General features: G+C 70.4%; 27 protein-coding genes. 10 read left to right on the top strand and 17 right to left on the bottom strand.

Annotation, left to right across the window (positions count from 1 at the left end; genetic code table 11):
- Window positions 1-11: 11 nt before the first annotated feature.
- The gene (locus tag P3F85_RS04625; protein ID WP_374010080.1) at window positions 12-464 is read right to left on the bottom strand and encodes an Lrp/AsnC family transcriptional regulator; all 453 of its coding nucleotides are present in this window, start codon (window positions 462-464) and stop codon (window positions 12-14) included.
- A 113-nt stretch (window positions 465-577) separates the two neighbouring features.
- On the opposite strand from P3F85_RS04625, the gene P3F85_RS04620 reads away from it, so the two are divergent.
- Window positions 578-1204, top strand: a complete 627-nt coding sequence (locus P3F85_RS04620) for a LysE family translocator (protein ID WP_374010079.1) — start codon at window positions 578-580, stop codon at window positions 1202-1204.
- Between the two features lie 38 nt (window positions 1205-1242).
- Here P3F85_RS04620 and P3F85_RS04615 read toward each other — a convergent pair whose 3' ends face one another.
- Window positions 1243-1536, bottom strand: coding sequence for a hypothetical protein (locus tag P3F85_RS04615; RefSeq protein ID WP_374010078.1), 294 nt, complete (start codon window positions 1534-1536; stop codon window positions 1243-1245).
- Window positions 1537-1697: 161 nt separating this feature from the next.
- Between P3F85_RS04615 and P3F85_RS04610 the strand changes: the two genes are divergently transcribed.
- Both P3F85_RS04610 and greA read left to right on the top strand, forming a co-directional pair.
- Window positions 1698-2099, top strand: a complete 402-nt coding sequence (locus P3F85_RS04610; protein ID WP_374010077.1) for a DUF4307 domain-containing protein — start codon at window positions 1698-1700, stop codon at window positions 2097-2099.
- A 110-nt stretch (window positions 2100-2209) separates the two neighbouring features.
- Window positions 2210-2701 (top strand): transcription elongation factor GreA, encoded by a 492-nt coding sequence (gene greA, locus P3F85_RS04605; protein WP_374010076.1) that lies wholly within the window; start codon window positions 2210-2212, stop codon window positions 2699-2701.
- 99 nt (window positions 2702-2800) lie between these two features.
- On the opposite strand, the gene ilvA is transcribed toward greA, so the two are convergent.
- The 7 genes from ilvA to P3F85_RS04570 form a co-directional block, all read right to left on the bottom strand.
- Window positions 2801-4060 carry a threonine ammonia-lyase gene (ilvA, locus tag P3F85_RS04600; RefSeq protein WP_374010075.1) on the bottom strand — a complete coding sequence of 420 codons (1260 nt, stop codon included), beginning with the start codon at window positions 4058-4060 and terminating at the stop codon, window positions 2801-2803.
- A 44-nt stretch (window positions 4061-4104) separates the two neighbouring features.
- The gene (locus P3F85_RS04595) at window positions 4105-5379 is read right to left on the bottom strand and encodes an AI-2E family transporter (RefSeq protein ID WP_374010074.1); all 1275 of its coding nucleotides are present in this window, start codon (window positions 5377-5379) and stop codon (window positions 4105-4107) included.
- A 62-nt stretch (window positions 5380-5441) separates the two neighbouring features.
- Window positions 5442-6041 (bottom strand): hypothetical protein, encoded by a 600-nt coding sequence (locus P3F85_RS04590; protein WP_374010073.1) that lies wholly within the window; start codon window positions 6039-6041, stop codon window positions 5442-5444.
- 20 nt (window positions 6042-6061) lie between these two features.
- Entirely contained in the window at window positions 6062-7120 is a 1059-nt protein-coding gene (locus P3F85_RS04585) for an ABC transporter ATP-binding protein (protein ID WP_374010072.1), read from the bottom strand.
- Between the two features lies 1 nt (window position 7121).
- Window positions 7122-7937 carry an ABC transporter permease gene (locus P3F85_RS04580; protein WP_374010071.1) on the bottom strand — a complete coding sequence of 272 codons (816 nt, stop codon included), beginning with the start codon at window positions 7935-7937 and terminating at the stop codon, window positions 7122-7124.
- Window positions 7934-8923, bottom strand: coding sequence for an ABC transporter permease (locus P3F85_RS04575; protein ID WP_374010070.1), 990 nt, complete (start codon window positions 8921-8923; stop codon window positions 7934-7936). The genes P3F85_RS04580 and P3F85_RS04575 overlap by 4 nt, the downstream gene beginning before the upstream one ends.
- Window positions 8902-10038 (bottom strand): ABC transporter substrate-binding protein, encoded by a 1137-nt coding sequence (locus tag P3F85_RS04570; RefSeq protein ID WP_374010069.1) that lies wholly within the window; start codon window positions 10036-10038, stop codon window positions 8902-8904. The genes P3F85_RS04575 and P3F85_RS04570 overlap by 22 nt, the downstream gene beginning before the upstream one ends.
- 139 nt (window positions 10039-10177) lie before the next feature.
- Here P3F85_RS04570 and P3F85_RS04565 point away from each other — a divergent pair, with 139 nt between their 5' ends.
- The 4 genes from P3F85_RS04565 to P3F85_RS04550 all read left to right on the top strand — a co-directional run bounded on the left by P3F85_RS04565 (window position 10178) and on the right by P3F85_RS04550 (window position 14465).
- Entirely contained in the window at window positions 10178-11407 is a 1230-nt protein-coding gene (locus P3F85_RS04565; RefSeq protein ID WP_374010068.1) for a winged helix-turn-helix domain-containing protein, read from the top strand.
- Window positions 11404-11853 (top strand): hypothetical protein, encoded by a 450-nt coding sequence (locus P3F85_RS04560; protein ID WP_374010067.1) that lies wholly within the window; start codon window positions 11404-11406, stop codon window positions 11851-11853. The genes P3F85_RS04565 and P3F85_RS04560 overlap by 4 nt, the downstream gene beginning before the upstream one ends.
- Before the next feature lie 105 nt (window positions 11854-11958).
- The gene (locus P3F85_RS04555) at window positions 11959-14277 is read left to right on the top strand and encodes a carbon starvation CstA family protein (protein WP_374010066.1); all 2319 of its coding nucleotides are present in this window, start codon (window positions 11959-11961) and stop codon (window positions 14275-14277) included.
- Window positions 14274-14465, top strand: a complete 192-nt coding sequence (locus P3F85_RS04550) for a CstA-like transporter-associated (seleno)protein (protein ID WP_374010065.1) — start codon at window positions 14274-14276, stop codon at window positions 14463-14465. The genes P3F85_RS04555 and P3F85_RS04550 overlap by 4 nt, the downstream gene beginning before the upstream one ends.
- A gap of 39 nt (window positions 14466-14504) precedes the next feature.
- Here P3F85_RS04550 and P3F85_RS04545 read toward each other — a convergent pair whose 3' ends face one another.
- Genes P3F85_RS04545 through P3F85_RS04535 form a run of 3 tightly spaced genes read right to left on the bottom strand, consistent with a single transcriptional unit; the run spans window position 14505 to window position 16717 of the window.
- Window positions 14505-15239: an ABC transporter permease gene (locus P3F85_RS04545; protein WP_374010064.1), complete on the bottom strand. Its 735-nt coding sequence runs from the start codon at window positions 15237-15239 to the stop codon at window positions 14505-14507.
- Window positions 15236-16054: an ABC transporter ATP-binding protein gene (locus P3F85_RS04540; protein ID WP_374010990.1), complete on the bottom strand. Its 819-nt coding sequence runs from the start codon at window positions 16052-16054 to the stop codon at window positions 15236-15238. The genes P3F85_RS04545 and P3F85_RS04540 overlap by 4 nt, the downstream gene beginning before the upstream one ends.
- A gap of 36 nt (window positions 16055-16090) precedes the next feature.
- Entirely contained in the window at window positions 16091-16717 is a 627-nt protein-coding gene (locus P3F85_RS04535) for a TetR family transcriptional regulator (protein ID WP_374010063.1), read from the bottom strand.
- Between the two features lie 164 nt (window positions 16718-16881).
- Here P3F85_RS04535 and P3F85_RS04530 point away from each other — a divergent pair, with 164 nt between their 5' ends.
- Together P3F85_RS04530 and P3F85_RS04525 are read left to right on the top strand one after the other, a co-directional pair.
- Window positions 16882-17448, top strand: a complete 567-nt coding sequence (locus tag P3F85_RS04530; RefSeq protein ID WP_374010062.1) for a LemA family protein — start codon at window positions 16882-16884, stop codon at window positions 17446-17448.
- Window positions 17449-17455: 7 nt separating this feature from the next.
- Window positions 17456-18343, top strand: coding sequence for a M48 family metalloprotease (locus P3F85_RS04525; protein ID WP_374010061.1), 888 nt, complete (start codon window positions 17456-17458; stop codon window positions 18341-18343).
- Window positions 18344-18428: 85 nt separating this feature from the next.
- Here the strand turns inward: P3F85_RS04525 and P3F85_RS04520 are convergent, their stop codons facing one another.
- The 4 genes from P3F85_RS04520 to P3F85_RS04505 are packed head-to-tail and all read right to left on the bottom strand — an operon-like array spanning window position 18429 to window position 22979.
- Window positions 18429-19742, bottom strand: coding sequence for a D-arabinono-1,4-lactone oxidase (locus P3F85_RS04520; RefSeq protein WP_374010060.1), 1314 nt, complete (start codon window positions 19740-19742; stop codon window positions 18429-18431).
- Window positions 19739-21061 (bottom strand): amino acid deaminase/aldolase, encoded by a 1323-nt coding sequence (locus P3F85_RS04515; protein ID WP_374010059.1) that lies wholly within the window; start codon window positions 21059-21061, stop codon window positions 19739-19741. Before P3F85_RS04515 ends, P3F85_RS04520 begins: the two co-directional genes overlap by 4 nt.
- Window positions 21061-22317, bottom strand: coding sequence for an MFS transporter (locus P3F85_RS04510; protein WP_374010058.1), 1257 nt, complete (start codon window positions 22315-22317; stop codon window positions 21061-21063). The genes P3F85_RS04515 and P3F85_RS04510 overlap by 1 nt, the downstream gene beginning before the upstream one ends.
- Entirely contained in the window at window positions 22314-22979 is a 666-nt protein-coding gene (locus P3F85_RS04505) for a TetR/AcrR family transcriptional regulator (protein WP_374010057.1), read from the bottom strand. The genes P3F85_RS04510 and P3F85_RS04505 overlap by 4 nt, the downstream gene beginning before the upstream one ends.
- Window positions 22980-23171: 192 nt before the next feature.
- On the opposite strand from P3F85_RS04505, the gene P3F85_RS04500 reads away from it, so the two are divergent.
- Complete coding sequence (locus P3F85_RS04500; protein WP_374010056.1) at window positions 23172-25424, top strand: hypothetical protein; 2253 nt, start codon at window positions 23172-23174, stop codon at window positions 25422-25424.
- On the opposite strand, the gene P3F85_RS04495 is transcribed toward P3F85_RS04500, so the two are convergent.
- Window positions 25421-25798, bottom strand: a complete 378-nt coding sequence (locus P3F85_RS04495; protein WP_374010055.1) for a YchJ family protein — start codon at window positions 25796-25798, stop codon at window positions 25421-25423. The genes P3F85_RS04500 and P3F85_RS04495 overlap by 4 nt on opposite strands.
- Window positions 25799-25981 lie beyond the last annotated feature (183 nt).

The raw sequence follows: 25981 nt of genomic DNA, 5'->3' as shown, positions 1-25981 counted from the left end.
GTGCGGCCGGCTCAGGTCGGGAGCGACCGGCGGCCGGTCACCTGCTTCATGACGAGGGTCGACGAGAGCTTGCGGACGCCCGGAAGCGCGCCGAGCGGCCCGTCGAAGAGCTCCTGATAGGCCGTGAGGTCGGCAGTCAGCACCCGCAGCATGTAGTCGGGGTCGCCGAACAGGCGCTCGGCCTGGACGATGTTCGGGATGGCGAGCACACCTTCCTCGAATGCGGTCACCGTGGCGGGGTCGGTGCGATCGATGGTCACGAACACGATGGCCTCGAAGTCGAGCCCGACCGCTCCGGGTGACACCACGGCGCGGTATTGCTCGATGACGCCGGCGCTCTCCAGCTCGCGCACGCGGCGGTGACACGGCGACAGCGTCAGTCCGACGCGCGCCGCCAGGTCGGTGAGGCTTAGGCGCCCATCCTCCTGCAGCGCAGAGAGGATCTCCCGGTCGATCGCATCCATGCGCGAGATTCTTCCACAGTTACGGCCGTAGTGCCCGAAACTCGCAAGCACTTTCGGCGCGAGACGCAATAGCTTTCCGGTGAAGCAGCACTCGCGGCAGGAAGGGGACGGCGATGGATCCGGCACTAGTTCTCGGCTTCTGGGCGGTCGCCGCCCTCCTCGTCTGCACGCCCGGCGCCGACTGGGCGTACGCGGTCACGGCGGGCCTCGGCGGCCGGACGATGCTGCCGTCGATCGGCGGCATCCTCTTCGGCTACCTCCTGGTCGTCATCGCGGTCGCCGTGGGCTTGGGCGCGCTCGTCGCGGCCAACCCTGTGCTGCTGGACGTGCTGACGATCGGAGGCGCGCTGTACCTGCTCTGGCTGGGCGTCAGCGGTCTAGTGCGAGCGGCCGGTCCGCTGGCCGCGCACGCGAGCACCGGCGCGTCCTCGCCGCTCTCGTCGTTCCTGCGCGGCGCGGGCGTCAGCGGCTTCAATCCCAAGGGGCTGCTCGTGCTGGTCGCGCTGGTGCCCCAGTTCACGAGAGCCCAGAGTGGATGGGCGCCCGCCGCCCAGATGCTGCTGCTCGGCGGACTCTTCGTCGCCACGTGCGCGGTCGTCTACCTGACCGTCGCCGTGCTGGCCCGGAAGCTGCTCGCCTCCCGGCCGCGGGGCACGGTCGTGCTGGCGCGGGTGTCGGCGGTCGCCATGACGCTCATCGGCCTGTCGCTGCTGGTCGAGCGCGTCGCGCAGGCGCTCTGAGGCCGCCTGACGGAGCGACGGTGTAGCCGAGCGGCGCGCTAACGGAGCGGCGCACCCGGCCCGTCGTCGAGTCCCTCGCCGCGCCCGTCGCCCGACTGTCCGTCGCGCTGCTCCGCATCCAGCTTCTCCGCGATCTCTGCCCGGTACCGGACCCGCCGGATCCGCCGGACCATGTCGAGCACGAGGAGCACGACGGCCACCGCGATGAGGAACGTGACCACGAAGCCGAGCACACCCGGCGTGACCGAGTCGTCGGCGGGCGCCCCCGAGGGAGTCGGTGCCGGCGTCGCGGCCAGCCGCACGGAGGCGCGCAGCAACAGGTCGGCGATCACGCGGCCACCATCCGTGCGCAGGGGTCGGTCTCGGGCATGTCGGCCTCCCGGCGCGAAGCAGCATTCACAGCTTTGTCTCCTAGTCTGGTTTCCAGCCTACCGTCGCCCGGCGGCAGGTTCCCGAGCGGGAAGCGGAGCTGGATCGGCATGGCGGTGCACGCATGACGGCGACCCCGACGCTCGACACCCGCTACGGCCGCACCCCGCAGCGGAGGCGGCGCGACCGCTGGCTCCTGATCGGCGCCCTGGTGGCCCTGGTCGCTATCGTCACCGGCTGGGTGTTCTGGGCCGGGTGGGACAACAACCAGGCCGACCTGGAGACCACCGACACCGCCTACACGATCCCCGACGACCACCACGTCGACATCTCGTTCACGATCAACGCGCCGCCGGGAACACCGGTCACCTGTGCCCTCCAGGCGCTCAACGAGGACTTCGCCATCGTCGGCTGGCGTATCGTGCAGTACCCCGGCTCCGACACCCGCCTGACGGCGTACACGGAACCCATCCGGACGATCATGAAGCCCAACACGGGTTTGATCAACACCTGCTGGCTGACCTAGTATTGTGCGGATACGCCCCGGCTGTGACCGGGGCGTCGACTTTAGCACCGGCCCCGAACCGGACCATCTGCCGAGACGGCGACAACCGTCCAGGCGCGAAGGAGTTCATCATGTCTCAGGAGTCTCAGGTCTCGTTTCTGACCCAGGACGCGTACGACCGTCTCTCGGCCGAACTCGAGGAGCTCAGCGTCAACGGCCGTAACGAGATCGCCAAGCGCATCGAAGCGGCCCGCGAGGAGGGCGACCTCAAGGAGAACGGCGGCTACCACGCGGCCAAGGAGGAGCAGGGCAAGATCGAGGCCCGCATCCTCCAGCTCACCAACCTGCTGCGCAGCGCCACCGTCGGTGCGGCTCCGGAGAGCCACGGCGTGGTCGAGCCCGGCACCGTCATCACCGCGACGATCGCGGGCGACGAGAGCGTGTTCCTCATCGGCAACCGCGAGATCGCCTCCGGAACCGACCTCCCGGTCTACAGCGAGCAGAGCCCGCTCGGCTCGGCCATCCTGGGCCTCAAGGTCGGCGACACGACCGAGTACACCGCTCCCAACGGCCGCCAGATCGCCGTCGAGGTCACCAAGGTCGAGACCTACCACGGCAAGTAGCCAGCCCGCGAGCACAGGAAATATGCCCCGAATCAGCTCGATTCGGGGCATTTTTCCTGTGCTCGGCGGCTAGCGGCCCGAGGGGAGGCGGGGAAAGCGCTATTCGTCGTCGACGACGGGGTCGTAGCCGGCGGCGCGGAGGGCGTCGATGACGTGACGCCGGTGGTCGGGACCGCGGGTCTCGACGCTGACGTCGAGCTCGACCTGGCCGAGCTGCATCCCGCGCCCGTGCCGGGTGTGCAGCACCTCGACGACGTTGGCGTTGACGCCGGCCAGGATCTCCGCGATGCGGGCCAGCTGGCCGGGACGGTCGGGCAGCATGATCCGAAGCTTGAGGTACCGGTCGGAGGCCGCGAGGCCCTGGCTGATCACGCGCTGCATCAGCAGCGGGTCGATGTTGCCGCCGGAGAGGATGGCGACGGTCGTGCCGTCCGCAGCGATCGACCCCGCGAGGATGGCCGCGACACCGGCCGCGCCCGCCGGCTCCACCACGAGCTTCGCCCGTTCGAGCAGCACCACCATCGCGCGCGCGATGTCGTCCTCGGAGACGGTGACGACCTGGTCGACTGCCTCGCGGATGATCTCGAAGTTCAGCGCGCCCGGGCGGCTCACGGCGATGCCGTCGGCGATGGTCGCGACGAGCGAGATGTCGGTCGGCTCCCCCGCAGCGAGCGAGGGCGGGTACGCGGCGGCGTTGGCGGCCTGCACACCGATCACGCGGATCTGCCGCCCGTCTCGGGCCGCCTGCTGCTTGACCGCGCTGGCGACGCCCGAGATGAGACCACCTCCGCCGATCGGGACCACGATGGTCCGCACGTCGGGCACGGCCTCGAGGATCTCGAGTCCCAGCGTGCCCTGACCGGCCACCACATCCGGGTGGTCGAACGGAGGGATGAGGACCGCGCCCGTCTCGGCGGCGAAGTCGGCCGCCGCTCGGAGCGTCTCGTCGACGTATGCGCCGCTGAGCACGACATCCGCCCCGTACGCCCGGGTCGCCTGGAACTTGGGGATGGCCACACCGACCGGCATGAAGATCGTCGCGTGGATGCCGAGCTCCCGTGCCGCGAACGCCACGCCCTGAGCGTGGTTGCCGGCCGACGCGGCGACGACGCCGCGCGCCCGCTCCTCGGCGGTCAGCTTGGACATGCGGTTGTACGCACCGCGGATCTTGTAGGAGCCGGTCCGCTGGAGGTTCTCGCACTTGAGGAGCACTGGAGCGCCCAGCAGCTCGGTCAGGTAGCGCGAGCTCTCGATCGGCGTCGCCTGCGCGACGGTGGCCACGATGGAGCGCGCAGCCTCGAATTCGTCCAGGCTCGGCCCGGCGAAGGGGGTACGCGTGCGATCGGTGGCGATTTCCACGGGCTCAGCTTACCGGCGCTCGTATTCTCCGCGCCGCATGGGGCTCACGCCCGGCCGGGCGGCTTGCGCACGGGGCGCGGGACGGTCTCCCAGATCGGGCGGTCGGGTTCGTCCCACGCCGTCGCCGGGGATTGCCTCCAGACTCCGCTCGAGATGTAGTGCACCATGACGTTGAGCACGGCGACGAACGGCACGGCGAACAGGGCGCCCGGGATGCCCGCGAGGAGCGATCCCGCTGCCACCGCCAGCACGACGGCGAGCGGATGCACCTTCACGGCGCTGCCCATGATGAGCGGTTGCAGGATGTGCCCCTCGATCTGCTGCACCAGCAGCACGACGCCGAGCATGATCAGCGCGAACACCCAGCCCTTAAAGACCAGCGCGATGAAGACGGCGAGGATGCCGGTCACGACGGCGCCGACCACCGGGATGAACGAGCCGAGGAACACCAGCACGGCGATGGGGATGACGAGCGGCAGCCCGAGGAAGAAGGCGCCGAGACCGATGCCCAGCGCGTCGATCGAGGCGACCAGCACCTGCACCTTGGCGAAGTTCCGCAGGGTCACCCAGCCGGCTTTGCCCGCGCCGTCCACCGCCGGCCGCGACCGCTTGGGGAACACCCGCACGATCCAGCCCCAGATGCTCTTGCCGTCGATCAGGATGAAGATCGTGCTGAACAGCGTCAGCAGCGCTCCCGCGAAGATGTGACCGACGGTCGACCCGACCGAGAGCGCACCCGAGAGGAAGACCTGGCCATCCTGCTGTATGGATTTGCTGATCGAGGCGAACGCGTTGCCGATCTGGTCGTGACTGAGGCCGAGGGGCCCGGTCGTGAGCCAGTCCTGGAGTCCGTTGAAGGCGGAGACGGAGCGCCGCTGCAGATCGCCGCTCTCGCGGGTCACCTGCCAGATCGCGAGATAGAACAGACCGCCGACAACGATGACGAGAGTGATGAGCACCGTCAGAATGGCTAGCCATTTAGGCCAGCGATGACGCACGAGGAAGTCTTTGAACGGCACCAGGAGGGCTGCCAGCAGCACGGCGATCAGCACCGGGATGACGATCAGCTTCAGCTGGATGATGAGGAAGATGACCACGGCGATGACGGCGCCGACGACCAGCAGCCGCCAGGACCACGCGCCGGCGATCCGCATCCCGCGGGGCAGCGCCTCGTCCGTGCCGTCGGTCGGCTCGCCGAGTTCACGGCCCCTGCGCTGGAACCACGAGCGTGCAGGAGCTCGGTTCCCGGCCGGGCCTGCGGCCGGCCCGACGGCGGGCGCGGAAGCGGGCGGCGGTACGGTGCGGTCGGTGTCTGACATGCCCGCCAGTGTAGGCCGCGGCCCGGGCTGATCAACGAAAACGCGCGCCGCGGCCAGCCCCCTTACAGCTGAATGATGAGAGGGGGATACTCGATGACCGTCCTATACCACTGCCAGGTGGCGCCGCCGGTCTGCTGGATGTACGCGTAGGTGACCTGCGTGGGCGGCACGTGGGCGAGACCGACGACGACCGCGACGTTCCCGTTCACGGTGCGCGCACCCGTGCCGCTGGTCGTGCCGCCGCCGGCGTACCCGCCGACATTCAGCGTGACCGGGCCGTTCGCCGTGATGACGAAGGTGAGCAGGTAGTCGCCGACCGCGGTCGCCCCGTAGTCGCCGGGCGTGAAGTGCACGGAGACGCCCGGACCGCCCGACGGTGTGGGCCGGTAGGTGAACGCCGCGTACGGTGTCCCGGTCGTGTCCGTCTGCATGATGTCGGACGCGATGAGGGTCAGGTTGGTCCGGCCCTTCCCCACAGTGTGCGTGGGGCTGATGGTGTCGATGGGCCGGAACCACGGGAAGGTGATGACATCGTGCACCGAGACGCGGTGCGCGATGTCCGTGAGGGACAGGGTCTTCTCGAACGAGGCGGGATCGATCAGCTCGGCGGCTTCCGCATCCTCCCCCGCACGCTCACCCCAATTCGGAGTCTCGCTGGACATGCGCGGACTCTACTCGCGGGCTACCGTGGTGCGACAGTCACCGGAGACCCGCTCAGCGCGACGTTCACCCGCTCTCCCGGCTCGGGACGCTCGCGCGCTCCGTGCTGGACGGCGAGCTCGCTCCCGTCCTCCAGCCGCACGCGGGTGCGCCGCAGCGCCCCGAGGAAGCTCGTCGTGAGCACGACGGCGGGGAGGCCGTCCGCTGCCAGCAGCACGTCCTCCGGCCGCAGGTAGGCGGTGACCGGGCCGTCGAGCGCGTCGGATGCCAGGGGCACCTCTTGCCCGAGCACGCGCAACCGGCCGCCCGCGACGGTGCCATCGACACGGTTGGTCAGCCCCACGAACTCGGCGACGAAGGCGGTCGCCGGACGGTGGTACAGCTCCTCGGGGGTGCCGATCTGCTCGATCCGGCCTGCCCGCATGACGGCCACCCGGTCGGCGACCGCGAGCGCCTCCTCCTGGTCGTGCGTCACGAAGAACGTCGTGATGCCGAGCTCCGTCTGGATGCGGCGGATCTCATCCCGCAGCTGCACCCGCACCTTCGCATCGAGCGCCGACAACGGCTCGTCGAGCAGCAGCACGCGTGGTTCGGTGACGAGCGCGCGGGCCAGGGCGACCCGCTGCTGCTGGCCGCCGGAGAGCTGGTGCGCGTAGCGGTCCGCGTGGTGGTCGAGACCGACGAGTTCGAGGGCCGCAGCGGCGCGCCGTCGACGCTCCGCGGGCGGGACCTTGCGCATCCGCAGGCCGAACTCCACGTTCTGGCCGGAGGTCAGGTGCGGGAACAGCGAGTACGACTGGAACACCATCCCCAGGTCGCGCCGGCTCGTGGGCTCGTCGGTGACGTCCCGATCGTCGATGAGGATGCTGCCACCGTCCACCCGCTCGAGTCCGGCGAGCGCGCGCAGCGCCGTGGTCTTGCCGCAGCCGCTCGGACCGAGCAGGGCGATCAGCTCGCCCGGGGCAGCGGCGAGGTCGAAGCCGGACAGTCCGGCTCCCCCACCGAAGTCGCGGACGAGGTCGCGCAGTTCCACCGTCGAGCCGGTGCGGGAGGAGAGGACGGGAGTCTCGAGGGCGGTCATGTCAGCCTTTCGCAGGGCGCCGGCGTCGCGCGCTCACGAGGCGGTCGACGACGACGAGGAGGACGAACGCGAACACCAGCGCGAGGAGCGCGAAGATGACCGCGACGAAGGGGTCGGACTGCGACACCAGCAGCAGGGAGGTCTGCAGGTTGACGCGGGAGAGCAGGGAGGCGATCGTGAACTCGCCCAGCACGACCGCGACCGAGAGGGCGGAGGCGGCGAGGATGCCGCGACGCAGGTTCGGCACGAGCACGCGCGCGAACACGGTCCACCAGCCCGCACCGAGCGAACGCGCGGCCTCGCTGAGCGTGATCATGTCGACGGCGGCGACGTTGCTCTGAATGGCGCGGTACGCGTACGGCAGGACGGTGATCCCGTACGCGAAGGCCAGCGTCCACGCTCCGGAGCCGAAGATCCCGGTCACGACCGCGTAGGTCGGGGCGAGGCCCACGACCATGACGATGGCCGGGATCATGATCGGCAGCAGGCAGACCGCCTCCAGGAGCCTGCGCAGCCGGGGGAACCGGAGTTCGACCAGCACGATGGTCGGCAGGAGCACGAGCAACACGATCGCGACGGTGACCGCGGCGAGGACCAGCGAGTTGCCGAGGCCCTGGTACACGCGGTCGTAGCGGGTGGTCTCCCCGGAGAAGACCGCCGCCCACCGGTCGAGGTTGTAGACGCCCGGCTTCGCGGTGCGCAGGGTGAACTCGACCATCGAGAACAGTGGGATGAGGAAGAACAGCCCGAGCAGCGTCCAGATCACGCCGCGGACGGCCGGCCCGGGACCGAGCCGGAGCTGCTTCGCGCGCGTCATCGCTGCCACCTCGCCGTGCGGCGGACGAGCGCCGAGTAGGCGAGCATCACCACGACCATCACCACGAGCATCCCGAGCGCCATCGCCCCGGCGAGATTCGCGCGGCCGAGGACGGTCTCGGAGATGAGGGCCTGGCGGATCTGCAGCGACACGATGTTGTTCGCCTGGCCGACCAGCGCCGCGGCCGTCGCGTACGACGAGAACGCGTTCGCGAACAGCAGCAGCAGGCTGCCGAGGAACGACGGGAGCAGGATGGGCCCGCCGACGCGGGTCCAGTAGGTCCAGCGGCTGCCGCCCAGCGTGGCGGTCGCCTCCAGCCACTGCGGGCGGAGTCCCTCCAGCGCGGGCATGAACGTGATCACCATCAGCGGGATCTGGAAGTAGAGGTACGGGAGGATGAGCCCGGGAACGGTGTACAGCCAGACGCCGTTCTCGTAGATGTTGATGTGGGCGACGTTCCGCAGCAGCACCGTCACGAGGCCCTGCGCGCCGATGGTCGCGATGAAGGCGAAGGCGAGCATGACGCCGCCGAACTGCGCCAGGACGCTGCTGGCCGAATCCACCAGCGAGCGCGTGACCCCGCCGGGACGCGACCGCAGCATGGCGAAGCACAGCGCGGTGCCGGCGATCGCGCCGACGACCGCGGTGACGGCCGAGAGCCAGAACGCGCCGAAGAACGAGCCGGCGATGGCGGGTTCCGCGAGTCCCGTGAGATTCGAGACGGTGAGGCGGCCCTCCCCATCGACGAAGCCGCTGCCCACCGCGACGAGCGTCGGGATGGCCAGGAACACGACCACGTAGAAGGCGAACGGAGTCAGGCCCAGCACGGCGGCGGCGCGGGTGCGGCGCCGGCGGCCCGCGCGTGCCACAGCGGACGACGGCTGCCGCCGGGTCTCCGTGTCGGAGATCCCGGCGGCAGCACTGCCCACCGCGGGCGCCGCAGCGCCCGTGACGGTCTCGGTCATCAGCCGACCGCGTTCGCCCACTTGGCGTTGAGGAGGGTGCCGGCGTCGGTCGCCTGCTTGTCGCTCATCACCGCGGTCTTGTCCAGCTTGCCCGGGAAGTCGTCCTTGTTCAGGGTCCCGGCCTTCTCCATCGCATCGACGCGCGCCGGGTAGGCGCCGCCCTTCAGCCACGCGTTCTGGGCGGCGTCGCTGTAGAGGTACTCCTCCCAGAGGCGTGCAGCGGCGGGGTGCGGGGCGTCCTTGTTGACGGCCTGGTTGTAGTAGCCGACGTAGGCGGTGCCCGGCAGGACCACGTACTTCCAGTTCACTCCGCCGCCCTTGATGGTGTCGGACGTGGCGTAGCCCTTCTGGTTGAAGGACCAGTCGAGCAGCACCGGGGTCTCACCGGATGCGATGGTGTTCGGCTTGCCGTCGGCGGCGTTCCAGTTGCCCGCCTTCTTCAGCTTCGAGAACCAGTCGACCCCGGGCGTGAGGTCGTCGAGCGTCCCGCCGTTCTGCAGCGTGGCGTACGCGACGGCGCCGGCCGCGGCGGCCGCCTGGGTCGGGTTGCCGTTCAGCGCGACCGCGCCCTTGAATTCGGGCTTCAGCAGGTCGTCGAACGACTTCGGCGCGGTCTTGATCTTGTTCGCGTCGTAGCCGACCGCCATCACGCCGTAGTAGCCGACCTTCCAGAGGCCGTCCTTCTCCTTCTGGCCGTCCGGGATGTCGTCCCAGCCGGTGGGCTTGTACGCCGCGAAGTACTGGGTGTTGGCGAGCGCGACCGACGAGCCGATGTCGAAGGTGTCCGGCGCCGAGTCCTGGCCCTTGAGCTTCTTGGCGGCGTCGATCTCCTCCTGGCTGGAGGCGCTGTCCTGGCTCGGGTTGATCGTGATGCCGTACTTCTTGGTGAAGCCGTCGAAGATCTCCTGGTAGTTCGCCCAGTCTCCGGGCGTCGCGATGATGTTGAGGGTGCCCTCCTTCTTCGCGGCGGCGACCAGCGCGTCCATCCCGCCGGCCGACTTCGCGTCGGTGGCGGTGGCGATCGAGGCGGAGTCGGTGGAGCTGGCGCTCGCGCCGCCGGAGCAGGCGGCGAGCGAGAGTGCGACGACGGTTGCCGCGGCGGCGAGGCCGGCGACACGTGCGCGCTTGTTGATCACGGGTTTCCTCCAGTGCAGGGTGTCGTCCGGGAGAAGACCCGGACGTCGTCACGGTAGGAAGGCCAGGCGTCCGGGCGGTCTCGCGGCGGTGACGGGCCGGTGAACGTCCGGTGTCCGAGGTTGTCGGTAGGGTTCAGGCGTGGTCGAACAGGTCTCCCCCGCACTCGCGCGCCGCATCGCGCTGGCCGCCCAGGGATTCGGGAGGCCGCGCCCGGCCGCCGTCGGAACCCGTCAGCTGAACGCCCTCGTCGACCGGCTGGGCGTGCTGCAGATCGACTCGGTCAACGTGTTCGAGCGCAGCCACTACCTCCCCGCCTTCGCCCGCCTCGGCCCCTACGACCGCTCGCTCCTCGACCGGCTCACGTTCGACGCGCGCGGCCCCCACACCGAGTACTGGGCGCACGAGGCCGCCTTCATGCGCAAAGAGGACTGGCCGCTGTTCGCCTGGCGGATGCGGAGCTACCGTGAGCGCTACGGCGGTCCGGGGAGTTGGTTCGAGGTCAACGACAGCACGGTCGAGTGGCTCCGCGGGGAACTCGCGTCCAACGGTCCGCTGGTCGCCGGGGAGATCGAGCACGACGCGAATCACCGCACTGGACCGTGGTGGGGATGGTCGGAGGTGAAGCGGGCGCTGGAGCGGATGTTCCTGTTCGGCGAGGTGGCCGTCGCCGGCCGGATGCGGTTCCAGCGGCGCTATGCCCTGACCGAGCAGGTGATTCCGTCGGAGGTTCTCGATCGGACGGTGTCCGATGAGGACGCGATCCGGGATCTCCTGCGCCGCGCCGCCGTCGCGTACGGCATCGGCACGGCGCGCGACTTCGCCGACTACTACCGCATCAAGGGACCGAAGGTCGGCGTCGCGCTGCAGGAACTGCAGGACGCGGGCGAGCTCATCCCGGTGGAAGTCGCAGGGTGGGAGAGCGCCGGCCGACCGGTCCGCGCCTGGATGCACCGGGACGCCCGAAAGCCGCGTGCGATCGAGGCCGCGGCGCTGCTGTCGCCGTTCGATCCGGTGGTCTGGTTCCGCGATCGGGCACTGCGCATGTTCGGCTTCCACTACCGCATCGAGATCTACACGCCCGCGCCCAAGCGGGTGTACGGGTACTACTCGCTGCCGATCCTGATCGACGACGCCATCGTCGGCCGCATCGACCTGAAGAGCGACCGGCAGGCGGGCGTGCTCCGCGTGCAGTCGGCCTGGACGGAACCGGGGGCGCCGCGCGCGACGCTCGACCGCCTCCTGCCGCTGCTCGCCGAAACGGCGGCGTGGCAGGGACTGGAGTCGGTGGCCGTGAGCGAGGGCGCCCGCGGCGACCTCGCTCCCCTCCTCGCGGATGCGCTGCGCCCGGGGGTAGGGTTCGGGACATGACGTCACCGCTGGACTACCTGGATGAGGACGGGGCCGACGAGGCCGACTACGAATCGCCGATGCGCGAGCTGTACGCCTACCGCGACGGCGACACGTGGCTCGACGGCATCGTCACGGGCGTGAAGCCGCACGGCACCTCCGACGGCAAAACGCTCGTGCAGTTCGACGAGCGGCTGTGGGTGCCGGCCCGCGAGGTGAAACCGTCGGACCACTACATCGCCGTGCTGCTGAACCCCGACTCCGAGGTGTACGCCGAGGTCATCCAGTCCTTCGTCGACGGGCAGCCCAAGGAGATCATCCGCGACGTCTCGATCGTGGGCGACGACAACGTCGGCACCGAGTGGCGGCTGCTCGACGAGCCGCCCACCGGCACGCGCGTCCGCTACCGCTACACCGGCACCGCGGTGCTGGAGGCGCCGGACGAGGACGCCGAGGCGACGGCGTAGCAGCTCCTCGCGTCACGATGCGGCCGCTCCCTCGTCTGAATGAGTGAGCGCCCGTCGTCAGGACCCGTCCCGGTGGCATGGGCGCGTCCATGACGAAGGAGTCGTATGTCCACGTTGAAGTCACGCCGGCCCGGCACCCGCCCCCCGCGGAAGAAGGCCACCATCCTCCGCCTCGAACGCTCGGGCGCACCGGTGGGCATCGTCGAGAGTCCACCATGGACGCCCGTCCGCATCGCCACCTGGTGCCTCATCGCCCTCCTCGGCGGAACGTCCTGGAGTGTCATCGCGCTGCTGCGCGGCGAGAGCATCAACGCCGTCTGGTTCGTGCTCGCCTCCGTCTGCACCTACGCCGTCGGCTACCGGTTCTACTCCCGGTTCATCCAGCGCCGCGTGCTCGTCGACGACGACCGCAGGGCCACGCCCGCCGAAAGACTGCAGGACGGACGCGACTACGACGTCACGGACCGGCGCGTGCTGTTCGGCCACCACTTCGCGGCCATCGCGGGTGCCGGCCCCCTGGTCGGGCCCGTGCTCGCGGCGCAGATGGGCTACCTCCCTGGGACGATCTGGATCGTCGTCGGCGCGGTTGTCGCCGGCGCGGTGCAGGACTACTTGGTGCTGTTCTTCTCGATGCGTCGCGACGGCCGCTCGCTCGGCGGAATGGCCCGCGACGAACTCGGCCGGTTCGGCGGCGCAGCGGCACTGCTCGCCACCATGGTGATCATGCTCATCATCGTGGCGGTGCTGGGACTCGTCGTGGTCAACGCACTCGCGGAGAGCCCGTGGGGTGTCTTCTCGTGCGCCATGACCATCCCGATCGCGATGTTCATGGGCGTCTACCTCCGCTACCTGCGCCCCGGCCGGGTCACAGAGGCGTCGGTCATCGGCGCGCTGCTGCTGCTCCTCGCGATCGTCGCGGGCGGCTGGGTCGCGGCGAACCCGGTCTGGGCGGCGGCGTTCACCCTGGACCGGACCACGCTTGCCCTGGCGCTCATCGGCTACGGGTTCGCTGCAGCGGTCATGCCGGTGTGGCTCATGCTCGCCCCTCGCGACTACCTGTCGACATTCATGAAGATCGGCACCATCCTGATCCTCGCTGTCGGCATCCTCGTGGTGCGGCCCGACGTGCAGCTGCCCGCGCTGACCGGCTTCGCCACCACCGGGACGGGCCCGGCGTTCGCTGGCACGATCTTCCCGTTCCTGTTCATCACCATCGCCTGCGGAGCGCTGTCCGGCTTCCACGCGTTGATCTCGTCGGGCACCACGCCGAAACTGGTCGAGAAGGAGAGCCAGACGCGCTTGATCGGCTACGGATCGATGCTCATGGAGAGCTTCGTCGCCGTCATGGCGCTGGTCGCGGCGATCTGTCTGGAGCCGGGCCTCTACTTCGCCATGAATTCGTCTGCGGCGCTCACGGGCGGCACGGCCTCGGGCGCCGCCGACTTCGTGTCGGGGCTCTCGAATGCCGCAGGAGTCGACACCTCGGTCACGGCCGAATCCCTGGCCCGGCACGCGGCTGACGTCGGTGAGCAGTCACTGGTGTCTCGAACGGGCGGCGCCCCGACTCTGGCGGTGGGTATCGCCGAGATCCTGCACTCGGTCCCCCTGCTCGGCGGATTGAAGGCGTTCTGGTACCACTTCGCGATCATGTTCGAAGCGCTGTTCATCCTGACGACCGTCGACGCCGGCACACGCGTGGCCCGGTTCATGCTCGCCGATACTGTCGGATCGTTCCTTCCCCGGTTCCGCGACAGCAACTGGAAGCCGGGCTCGTGGATCGCTTCTCTGCTGGTCGTCGCTGGATGGGGCGCCGTACTGCTGATGGGGGTCACCGACCCCCTGGGAGGCATCCAAGTGCTGTTCCCCCTCTTCGGCATCTCGAATCAGCTGCTCGCCGCGATCGCGCTGGCCGTCTGCTTCGCCATTCTCTGCCGCGCAGGCCGCTGGCGCTGGGCGTGGGTGCCTGGCATCCCCTTGGTGTGGGACGCGGTGGTGACCCTGTCCGCGTCATGGGCGAAGATCTTCTCGGTCGACCCGGCGATCGGCTACTGGGCGAACAACGCCAAGTACACCGCGGCGCTCGCCGCCTATCGTTCGGGCGACGAGGGCGCCCTGCTGAACGGCTCCGAGGAGGCGATGTCGGCGGTCATCCGCAACACCGCCGTGCAAGGAACGCTGTCGATCGTGTTCGCCGTGCTCACGCTGGCCGTGCTCGCCGCCACGATCGCCGTGTCGGTCGCGGCGGCCCGGCGCGGCGACGTCCGATCGACGGAATCGCCGTTCGTGCCGAGCCGGCGCTTCGCACCGTCAGGCCTCAGGGCGACGCGTGGCGAACGAGCGCTCCTTCTCGAACGGCCCGGGCCGGCGTCCACGGGTGGACTGCAGGACCCGGATGGACTGCCGGAGGAAGTGGGAGCACGATGATCCGACTCAGGCGCGCCCTCGCCGCGGTGCGCTGGTATCTGCGGGAGGTGACCGGGGAGTCGCGCTATGAGAAGTACCTCCTGCAGCACGCCGACGGTCGCGACCAGACACAGGTGATGACGGAACAGGAGTTCTGGCGGGAGCACGCTCGCCGACGCGAACACGCTCCTCCGACCCGGTGCTGCTGAATGCGCCGGCGGCATCCCCGGGATGTCGCCGGCGCCGCCTCAGGCCGTGCGTCGCTGCAGGGTCAGGGCGCCGAGGATGACGGCGGCGAGCGCGAACGCGCCCAGGATCAGCAGCTGACCGCCGACGTACGCGGCATCGTGGGTGTCGCCCGCGACCGCGTTGAGCGCATCCACCGCGTGCGACAGCGGCAGCCAGTCGCTGATCTCGCGAAGTCCCGCGGGCAGCTGGTCACGCGGGAGGAAGATGCCGCCGAGCAGGATCTGCGGGAAGACGAGCAGTGGCATGAACTGGACCACCTGGAACTCGGTGCGGGCGAACGCGCTGGCGAAGAGCCCCAGGGTGCTCCCGAGCACCGCATCCGCGACCGCGACCGCGACGAGCAGCCACGGGTCGCCCTTCACGTCGAGACCGCACACCCAGATCGCGTACGCCGAGGCGATCAGGGCTTGCACGATGGCCAGCAGGCCGAAAGCGATCGTGTAGCCCAGGATGAAGTCGCCCCGGCCGAGCGGCATCGACAGCAGCCGCTCCAGAGTGCCGGTGCGCCGCTCCCGCAGCGTGGTGATCGAGGTGACCAGGAACATCACGATGAACGGGAAGAGGGCGAGGATGGCCGGTCCGATCGTCTGGAACACCGGGGTGTCCGTGAAGATCCACGCGACCAGACCGATCAGCAGGCTCGGCACGATGAGCAGGAGCACAACGGTGCGTGGGTCGTGCCGGATCTGGGTGAGGACGCGGCCGGTCGTCGCGAGTGTGCGCGTGGGATTCATCGCGCCTCCTCCTCGATGCCGGAGTCGTCAACACCGGAGTCCTCGATCCCGGAGCCGTCGGCGTCCGTTCCGGGCAGCGCGTGCCGGGCGTGGTGGCGGCGGAGCAGCGCCAGGAACGCGCCCTCGGCATCCGGCGCGCCCGTCTCCGCCAGCAGCTCGTCGGGCGTCGCGTCGGCGAGCACCGCTCCTTCGCGCATCAGGATGAGCCGGTCGCAGCGGCTCGCCTCGTCCATGACGTGGCTGGAGATCAGGAGGCTGGTGCCCGACTCGGCAAGGCGATGGAACAGTCCCCACAGCTCCACACGCAGCAGCGGATCGAGTCCAACGGTCGGCTCGTCGAGCACGAGCAGATCGGGCGATCCGAGCAGTGCCGCGGCCAGCGAGACACGGCTCCTCTGGCCTCCTGACAACGTCGACACCAAGCGACCGGAGTGCTCGTCGAGGTCGGTCGCTGCGATGGCGCGGTCGACGTCGGCGCGCCCCGCCCCCAGCACACGCCGGAAATACTCCAGGTTCTGACGGATGGTCAGGTCGTCGTAGACGCTGGCCGCCTGCGTCACGTACCCCACCCGGTGCCGCAGCGCCGCCGAGCCCGCCGGCTGGCCGAGGACCGAGACCGTTCCCGACTTCACTTTCTGCACGCCGACGATGGCGCGCATCAGGGTCGTCTTGCCGCATCCACTCGGCCCCAGGAGGCCGACGACCTGCCCGCGCGGGATGTGGAGGTCGAGTCCGTGGAGGACATCCACTCGACCCCGACGCACGCGGAGCGCGTCGATCGCGACCGCGGGGTCCGCCGCTTCAGGCGAATTCATCATGTGCTGAATTATTCGCCTCGCGCGTCGTCCGCGTCAAGAGAGGGGCGTGCCGGCACTGCCGAAGAGATGCCACTGCAGCACCGGCCCGACCCTGCGGGCGAGGTCGTCCGCAGGAGCGCTCGCGATCGGCTCGACCTGGAGGGCGTAGCGGGTGACCATGATCCCGACCAGCTGCGCTGCCGCCAGCTCGCCGCGCAGTGCCGCGTCGGGGGCGTCGCTCAGCGCCGCGAGCTTTCCGAGGACCTCGCGGGCGAGGAATTCGCGCACCATCCGGGTGCCGGGGCCGCCGCCGAGCACGGTGCGCATGATGACCACCATCCGGCGCGCGGACTTCTCGTCATCGAGACGCTCGAGCACGTACCGGACGAGCGATTCCCCGATGTCGTCCCGCGGCCCGGACAGCACCACGTCCAGCACGCGATCCGGTCGCAACGGCACCTCGAGCGTCGCCGCGAACAGGTCGGCCTTGCCGTCGAAGTAGTGATGCACGAGCGCGGAGTCGACGCCCGCGCGCCGCGCGACGGCCCGCAGCGAGGCGGCCTCGTACCCGCGCTCGGCGAACTCGTCGGCCGCGGCGCGCAGGATGGCCGCGCGGGCGGAGCCGGCACCGCGCTCCTTGCGCGGGCGGCCCGGACGGCGACGGGCGGCGAGGTCACTCACGAGGCCATTCTGCACCTGCGCGCACCCTGTCGTTCGGTTGTGCGCCGCCGAGGCGGTTGCTTCGAGTGTGATGGGAACGGACGAACCAGGAACCGCCTCGAAGCTAAGCTATGGGTGCGCAATTGCACCACCCGAGCGCCCGGCACACAAGGAGTTCTGCGAACATGGAATGGCTCATTCCGGTCATCATCGTCGTCGTGATCGTGGCGATCATCGGGATCTATCTGTGGGCCACCTACAACTCCCTGGTGACGCTGAAGGTGCGCGTCGACGAGGCGTGGAGCGACATCACGGTGCAGCTCAAGCGCCGTGCGGACCTCATCCCGAACCTGATCGAGACGGTCAAGGGCTACGCAGCCCACGAGAAGGGCGTCTTCGAGTCGGTGACCAAGGCGCGCGCCGAGACGCTGTCCGCGCAGACGCCGGGTGAGGCATCCACTGCCGAGAACCACATGCAGACGGCGCTGAAGAGCATCTTCGCGGTCGCGGAGGCGTACCCGCAGCTGCAGGCGAGCCAGAACTTCCTCCGATTGCAGGCCGACCTGGTCGACACCGAGGACAAGATCCAGGCGTCGCGCCGGTTCTACAACGGCGGCGTGCGCGAGTTCAACACCAAGATCAAAGTGTTCCCGAACAACCTCTTCGCCCGTCGGCTTGGCTTCACCGAGCGCGAGTTCTTCGAGGTCGAGAACCTCGCCGCGATCGCCGAGCCCCCGCGCGTTCAGTTCTAGGGCCTAGATGTACAGGGCGATAGCCAGGAACAAGCGCAACACCGTCTTCATCATCCTGCTGTTCCTGATCCTCATCGGTGCGCTCGGATGGCTGGCGTCGGTCATCTACCAGAGCTACACGATCCTCGTGGTCGTCGTCATCGGGGCGGTGCTGTACGCGCTGTTCCAGTACTACCTGGCGAGCAGTCAGGCGCTCAGCATGTCGGGCGCGATCCCGATCCAGAAGGCCGACAATCCACGGCTCTGGAACATCGTCGAGAACCTGTCGATCACGACGGGCACGCCGATGCCGGCCGTCTACATCGTGAACGACCCCGCTCCGAACGCATTCGCCACCGGTCGTGACCCGCAGCATGCCTCGGTCGCCGCCACCACCGGACTGCTCGACATCATGACCGACGCCGAGCTCGAGGGCGTCATGGCTCACGAACTCGGGCACGTGCGCAACTACGACATCCGGCTCGGGATGATCGTCTTCGGCCTCACGGTCGCGATCGGGTTCATCGCCGACATCTTCCTGCGGATGGCGTTCTTCGGTGGCAACCGCAACGACAACAACAACGGCGGCGGAAACCCGGTGCTGCTGGTGTTCGGGCTGGTCGCGGCGATCGTCGCCCCGCTGGTGGCGACGCTCGTGCAGCTGGCCGTCTCACGGCAGCGGGAGTACCTCGCCGACGCGACCGGTGCCATGACCACCCGGCACCCGGATGCGCTGGCGAGCGCCCTGCTCAAGCTGGAGGCCTACGGCCGTCCCATGCGCAAGCAGAACACCTCCATGGCCCACCTCTGGATCAACGACCCCCTGAAGCCCGGCCTCATGGCGCGCCTGTTCTCGACGCACCCGCCCATCCCGGACCGCGTCGACCGCCTCGAACACATGGGCAGCACCTTCTAACCCCCTCCCCTAGATCGCCGAGGTGCACCTTGTGGCGGTTATTCGCGGCGAATAGCGACCACTACGTGCACTTCGGCGCCTTGGATCACGGGCCCAGGGTGCGGCGGAGGTAGGGGTTCTCGAAGCGGCGCGCGGGGTCGAGGCAGTCGCGTACCGCGAGGAAGTCGTCGAAGCGCGGGTACAGGGCGCGGAACGCGTCCGCATCCCGGCTGTGCAGCTTGCCCCAGTGCGGCCGTCCCTCGTGGGCGGTCATGATCTCCTCGACGGCCGAGAAGTACTCACGGTGATCCTCCCGGTAGTACCGGTGCACCGCGATGTACCCGCTCTCGCGCCCGTACGCCGTCGACAGCCAGTTGTCGTCCGCGGCGGCGCTGCGCACCTCCACCGGGAACGAGATGCGCCAGCCGCGCCGCTCGATGAGTGCCTTGACCTCGGCGAGCGCCGTGGGAACCGCCTCCCGCGGCAGCGCGTACTCCATCTCGCGGAACCGCACGGTGCGGTTCGTGACGTAGACCTTCGGCGCGTGATCGGTGAAGTCCCGGTTGCCGGTCAGCCGCTGAGCGAGCCGGCTGAACGGCGGGATAACGGCGGGCGCCACCGTTCCGAGGGCGCAGACCCCGCGATACAGGCCGTTGGCGAGCAGTTCGTCGTCCATCCACCGCCCCGCGCGGGACAGCGGTGCCCGCTCCGCCGTCAGGGGCAGGCGGGTGTTCGTCTTGGTGAGCGCCGTCTCCGTGTGCGGGAACCAGTAGAACTCGAAGTGGTCCTCCCGCGCCGACCGTTCGAGGTACGACTCCAGCGTCGCCTGCAGCGGCTCGGGTCGCTCGACCGCCTGCAGCAGGTACGCGGGCACGCACTGGAGGGTCACGTCCACGATGACACCGAGCGCGCCGAGGCCGAGACGCGCAGCCGGCAGCAGCTCGGCGTTCTCCGTCTCGTCGATGTGCAGCAACTCCCCCTCGCCGGTCACGAGGGTGAGGCCGACGATCTGCGTCGCGAGCCCGCCGAAGGAGCCGCCCGTCCCGTGCGTGCCGGTCGACGTCGCGCCGGCGATCGTCTGGCGGTCGATGTCGCCCATGTTCTGCAGCGCCAGCCCGTGCGGCCGCAACAGGGCCGGGAGCTGATGGAGGCGCGTCCCGGCGGCCAGCGTGACGCGCCCGCGCTCGAGGTCCACGTCCACGATTCCGGTGAGGTCGTCGAGGTCGAGCTGGACGCCCGGCGCGACCGCGATCCCGGTGAAGCTGTGGCCCGCGCCGACCGCCTTGATCCGCATGCCCTTGCGGACCGCCGCCTGGACCGCGCGCTGGACGGCCTCGGCGGATCCGGGACGCTCGACGCGCTGCGGACGCACGGCCTCCGTGCGCGACCAGTTGCGCCAGAGCCCGCCGACGGCCGTCACAGGAACACCTTCCCGTCGCCGCGGTAGGTCGCCACCTCGCCGACGACGCTCGCACGCCCGTCGACCAGGTCGATCAGTTGGAAGCCGTCGACGTGCTCGCTCAACTCCCCCGACTTGGTGTGACGCAACCAGACCCGGTCGCCGATGCGCAGCACGTCCGCCGCCGCTCCGGTGAGCGGGGTCTGCACCTCGCCGGCCATCTCGCGCGCCACCATGCTCAGGCCGGTCGGCCACGCCACCGAGGGCATGCGGTCGGGCCCGGGAGGTCCGGACGCGATCCACCCGCCGCCCAGCAGCGTCGCCGTTTCGGGCGCGGGGCGTCGCACGACGGAGAGCGCGAAGGCGGCGGCCGGCGCTGGATGGAACCCCCGGTAGGTGTCGAACAGGTGCCCTCCGAACAGCCCGCTTCCGGCGGCGATCTCCGTCACGGACGGGTCGGATGCCGTGAACTCGATCGAGCCCGTCCCTCCCCCGTTGACGAACTCCAGGTCGGCGAGCCCGCGCACCGCGGCGACCGCCTCGCCACGCCGGCCGAGCAACTCCTCGCGGGAGTTCTTCTGCACCCAGCGCAGGGTCGCTCCCCACGCGGGCTTGCCGGGCGGGTTGTCGCCCTGGCCCGCGATCTGCGCCTCGTAGCCCATCATCCCGACCAGGGCGAAGCCCGGCCGGCGCACGATCTGCTCGGCGACGCTCCGGATGGATGCGGCCGAGTACAGCGGCGACCGGAAGACCCCGACGTGGCCGAGCACCGGCGCCAGCCACGAGGAGTCGAGCTCCAGGCAGAGCCGGATCGTCTCGCGCTGCGCGGGCGGCACGACCGCGTCGATGAGGTCGAGGTGGGCGACCGAGTCGACCATGAGCGTCACCCGGGAGGCGAGCTCCGGCGACTCCGCGAGCCGGCGGATCGCCGCCCGATCGGCGGTGGGATAGCCGACGACGACGTCTTCGATGGGCGGATGCTCGGCGTCCCCCTCCGCCAGCCAGAGCGCCTCGGGCAGCGTATACGCGAGCACGCCGGCGTACCCCGGCAGTGCGAGCACCGCATCCAGCACCGAGCGGACGCGCACCGACTTGGAGGCGACCCGGATGGGCTTCGCCGCCTCCACCGACGAGGCCGCCGCCGACGTTCCCTGCGCCGACGCGCCCCGGACGCGCCGCAACATGTCGTGCGCGTTGTGCCGGAGGGCGGGCAGGTGCAGCGTGGCGAGCGGCGGATCCAGCCGAGCGGTCGCCGCCGACAGCGACGGCCAGTACACGTCCGGCGTGGTCCAGGTCCGCTCGGCTGCGATCGGAGGGGTGGACAGGTCGAGGTCCGCCATCAGCGCACCGCTTTCACTCGGGCGACCGCGAGAGCACCCGCGAACGCGAACACGGCAGACAGGACGAACAGTCCCGCGAAGCCGCCCAGGGCGGCGACGATCATCGCGCCGAACAACGGCGCCACCGCCTGCGGGACGGCGAGGGCGATGTTCATGATGCCCAGGTCTTTGCCGCGGGTCTCGGGGTCGGGGAGCACCTGCGTGGCGAGGGCCTGATCCACGCTGAGGAAGCAGCCGTAGCCGATCCCCAGCAGGGCGGCCGCGACGAACGCGACCGACAGCTCCGGCACGAACCCGAGCAGCAGCGCGGCGACGCCCTGCACCGCCGACGAGATGAAGACGAACGCTTTGCGCCGCCCGAGCCGGTCGGACAGCCGCCCGAGGACGAGGGACGACACGATCACGAACACCATGTAGATGAGGATCAGGATGAGCAGGTCGTCGTCGGCGTTCGGGTCGCGCAGACCGAATTCGAGGAAGTACAGCAGCAGCGACGTCCCGAACGCGTTGCCGAAGTTGACCAGCACCCGGCTGAGCAGGGTCCAGCCGAAGTCGGGATGCTCGCGCGGGCTGATCCACAGGCCCTCGACGATGCCGCGCAGCGTCATGGGCTCCCGCTGCTCCCGCGTCAGCACCGCATCCGGAAGGAACAGGAACGGCAGCACGAGCAGCAGCAGGAGCACGGCCATGGCGCTGTAGCCGACCAGAGCGCCGACGAACACGTAGGTGACGAGTGCGACGCCCAGGATGATGCCGATCGCCTGAGGGGCGCTGATCCAGCCGCTCACGTAGCCGCGCTGGTCCACCGGGACCTGGTCGCTGATCGTCGCGGTGAGGGCGGCCGTGAGGATGCAGAACCCGGTCAGCGCGAGCGACCAGAACACGCCCATCCCGACGATGGAGGTCTGCAGCCCGAGGAGCACCAGCGAGACGGCGAAGACGACCGCGCCGATGGCGATCCACGGCCGCCGCCGGCCGAATCGGCTGGTGGTCCGGTCGGAGAGCGCGCCGGTCAGCGGGTAGGCGATGATCGCGCAGACACCGGAGATGCCCGAGATGATGCCGAACGCGACGACGTTGTCGACCCAGGAGGTCGTGTTCAGCTCCGCCTGCACCTGGTCGGGCAGGAGCTTCTGGATGGGCGCGAGCTGCGCCATCCACACGCCCAGCCAGGCCACCGCGAAGGCGGCGACCCAGCGGCCCGGGACCTTGCGCGTCGGCTCGGCGAAGACGGCCGGGGTGGTGGTGTTCGTCATCGGGTACCTGCGTTCTCGGGGGTCGCTGGTGCGGTGGGGGTGGGGGTGGATGCGGTGCGGGCGGGGACGGCGAGGGCCGCGAGCGCGTCGGCCGCCACGTCCATGGTCGCTGCGGCTGCGGCGTCGTCGCGCGTGACCAGCCAGGCGACGGTGAGGCCGTCGGTGAAGGAGACCAGGATGCGCGCGATCTCGCCGAGCGGCCGCGTCCACTCGCACCCGGTGAGACGCGCGGCACCGGCCGCTGCCTGGGCGGCGACCTCGTGGTAGCGCGCGTACTGGCGACGCGCCAACGGTTCGAAGCCGGGCTCGCGGAGCGCCCACTGGGTCAGCTCCAGCATCGCCTTCTCGCGGTCGGGATCGGCGCGGAGGCCGTCGAAGTAGCGTTGGAGTCCTGCTCGAAGAGCGTCGCGCATCCCGACGCCGCCCGGCTCGCCCGACAGCACCGGCGCGAGGTCGCGCTGCTCGCTCTCGACGGCCGCTTCGATCAGCTCGGCCATCAGCTCGTCGCGGGACGCGAAGACGTAGTGGAAGCTGGCCAACGGCATCCCGGCCTCGGCCGCGATCCGCCGGGTGGTCGCGGCGGCGACGCCATCACGCGCGACGACCCGGAGCGCGGCCTGCACCAGTGCGGTGCGCCGGTCGGCTACCGGGATGCGCGTCATCCGGACTCCTGGAGGTCCTGCCGTGCGCCGTCGCACGGGATAAAGTGGGACAGTTGACCCAGATGGAAGTATGCCGTAAATCCCGGCGATTCGTTTGACACCGGAAGGTGTTACCCCCTGAAATGGGGTGGAATGCGGGGATTTACGAGCGACGTTTCACCACCAGTCCGGCCACGGGGGTCGTTCGGACTGGTGTCTTTCGCGACCGTCGCCGCCCTCGGAGCCGCGCTCCTCAGCGCCGCAGGAATGATCGGCGATGCCCCGCCCGCCTCGGCCGTTCCCGTCTCCACCGCTTCGCCTGCACCGCGACAGTCCGCACTCGGCGCCCAGCCCTCTGCCACCTCCTCAGCACCGTCCGCTCCGGCGGCCGCGGCACCCACCGACACCGCGACCCCGTCGAGCACCCCCACCCCGCCGCCGACCGCACGGCCACTCTCCCTCGATGTGCCCTCCGGCCTCGTGACAACCTTCCCGCTCACCGTCTCCGGCTCCGGAACGCCGGGCGACACCGTCTCCGTCTCCGGCGGCTCGGCGCCGGGCGCGCCGGAGAGCTGCCAGGCGACCGTCCGCGACGACGAGCGGTGGAGTTGCGACCTCGCCTCCCTGCCGGACGGTCCGAGCGTCGCCGTGCGAGCGGAGACAGGATCGGGCGACAGCGCCAGTGACCGGGTGCGGGTGCTCCATCCGCCGGTGATCGCGGGAGACGGCTCCGTCCCGACGACCGGCGCGATCCGTGGCAGCGCGTTCGCGGGGGCCCGCGTGACGGTCACCGCCGACACCGGGGCCTCGTGCACCTTCCCCGCAGATGGAGGCGGCGGCTGGGGATGCGTCCTGAGCGGCGACCTGGCCGACGGGCCGCACACCGTCACCGCCACCCAGGTCGCCGACTTCTCCTCGCAGCGTTCGGCGAGCAGCCCTCGCGTCGCCATCACCGTCGACCGGACGGCTCCCGGAGCACCGAGCATCACCACGCCCACGGGAGCCTCCGCGATGGCGGGCGCACCGCTCTCCGTCGGCGGAGCGGGCGAGAACGGCGCCCACGTCACGGTGTACGCCACGAACGGCCACGGCGCCGCAGTCGTCTGCACGGCCGATGTCGCGGCAGGAGCGTGGACGTGCCAGGGGGCCCTCGACGCCGGCTCCTATACGCTGTCGGCGCTGCAGCGGGACGCCGCAGGAAACGTCAGTGCCGGGAGCAACTCGGTGGCGCTCACGGTCACCGGAGGCGGGTCGTCCGCCGCGCCGTCACCGTCGCGCACGCCGACACCGGTCCCCTCTCCGACAGCGCCGGTCCCGGTGGCACCCGGGGCCGCTCCGCCCGCCGGTCCCATGCCGCCGGACGCGGACGACTGGCTGGACGCCCCCTTCACGAGCGCAGCTGCGCCGGCCGTTTCCGCGGCCGCACTGCCCGGGTGGATGCGCTCCGCCGGGCTTGCGGTCGCCGCACTGCTGCTGCTCGTGCTTCCCGCTCGGCTGCTCGCTGCTGCGCTCGCCCGCGGCCGGCGAGATCGCGCCCTCCGCGAGTCCGGCCCCCGCGGTCCCGGCCGACGCGGCAGCGGCGCCGCGGTCTTCGGCCGGAACCGCCCGCGGTCGGAGCTGTCCGACGCGTCCGCCCTGTTCGGCGGGACGGGCGCGCTGGCGGGATCGGCGGAGGACCCGACCAGCGGGACCGCCGCGGGCACCGCATCCACTGGCTCCTCCGCTCGCCTGTCGCTCTGGCCGACCGCCGCCGTCGGGCTGGTGACCGCGCTGCTCGTCACGCTCTCCACCCCGGTTCGGGATGCGGCCGCTTACCCGGGCGTTCTGCTGGCGGTGACGCTCGCTGTCGCCGCCGTCAACGCGGTCTGGGTGTTCTCGGGACGCGGGCTGGCCCCGCACCTGCGGCTCGCCGCCCCGCGACTGACCCTCCGCCCGGGCATGCTGCTCGTGGTGGCCGTCGCCGCCATCGGCTCGCGCCTGCTCGGGCTCTCCCCCGCGCTGCTGTTCGTCCTGGTGCTCGGTCTTGCCGTCCAGCCGCACGCGGGCCGGGCGCGGCGTGGGCCTATCGCCGCGGTGCAGGTTTCCGCGGTCGCTGCCCTCGGGGTCGTCGCCTGGCTGGCCGTCGGCCTGCTCGCCGCGCCATCCACCCCGCTCGCGGTGTTCGTGGCCGTGTTCGTCAACGTGCTCGCACTCGGGGGTATCGGCTCGGCGGCCGTCATGCTGCTCCCGATCGGCGGCCTGGCGGGCCGCACGATCGCCCGGTGGTCGCGCTGGCTGTGGGGCGGCCTCAGCCTGGTCGTCTACACCGTGCTGTTCGCGCTGCTGTTGCCGGTCGCCTCCCTGGTCGAGCGAGGGGTCGGCGTCATCGTCATCATCGGTGTGGCCGTGGGCTTCGCCGCCGCGAGCGTCGCATTCTGGCTCTGGGAGCGGTATGTGGCGCCGGCGCTCGACCGCACCATCTCTTAGGGCTGCTCGACCGCGTCCACGTAGAACCAGTCGCCGTCCTCGCGCACGAAGCGCGACACCTCGTGAAGGCTGCCCCGCTCGACGCCCTTGTAGTGCGCGACGAACTCCACGACCCCGTCGGTGTCGAAGGGCCCCCCGCGCTCGGTGCGCTCGATGTCGAGCCGGTACCAGCGCAGGCCCGGGTCGAGGGTCAGCTCGCCGGGCCGGGTGGATGGATGCCAGCTGCGCAGGAGGTACGCCACGTCCCCCAGGGCGAACGCGCTGAACCGCGAGCGCATCAGCCGCTCGGCGGTCGGCGCGGGACTCCCCTGGTGCAGCGGTCCGCAGCAAACCTCGTAGGTCTCGCCGCTCAGGCAGGGGCAGCGCGTGGTCATCCCTCGAGCCTAGCCGCGCGCACGGAGGCCTCGGGAGGAAACCCGGCCGGTGGCCGCGTCGGGGGGATCTCGGGCACCGGCCGGGTCGGGGACACCTCACCAGAAAGGGTGTCGATCCCCAGTGTGGGCCGCCACGTTGAGCGACGACTTCGGATGCGCTGAGCGTCTTCGCAGACGCGGCCG

This window comes from Leifsonia sp. T36S-04, from assembly GCF_042465655.1.
In the GTDB taxonomy this organism is placed as follows: Bacteria; Actinomycetota; Actinomycetes; order Actinomycetales; family Microbacteriaceae; genus Leifsonia.
Note: the sequence above shows the minus strand (reverse complement) of the source record. Positions and strands in the feature narration are given on the sequence as shown.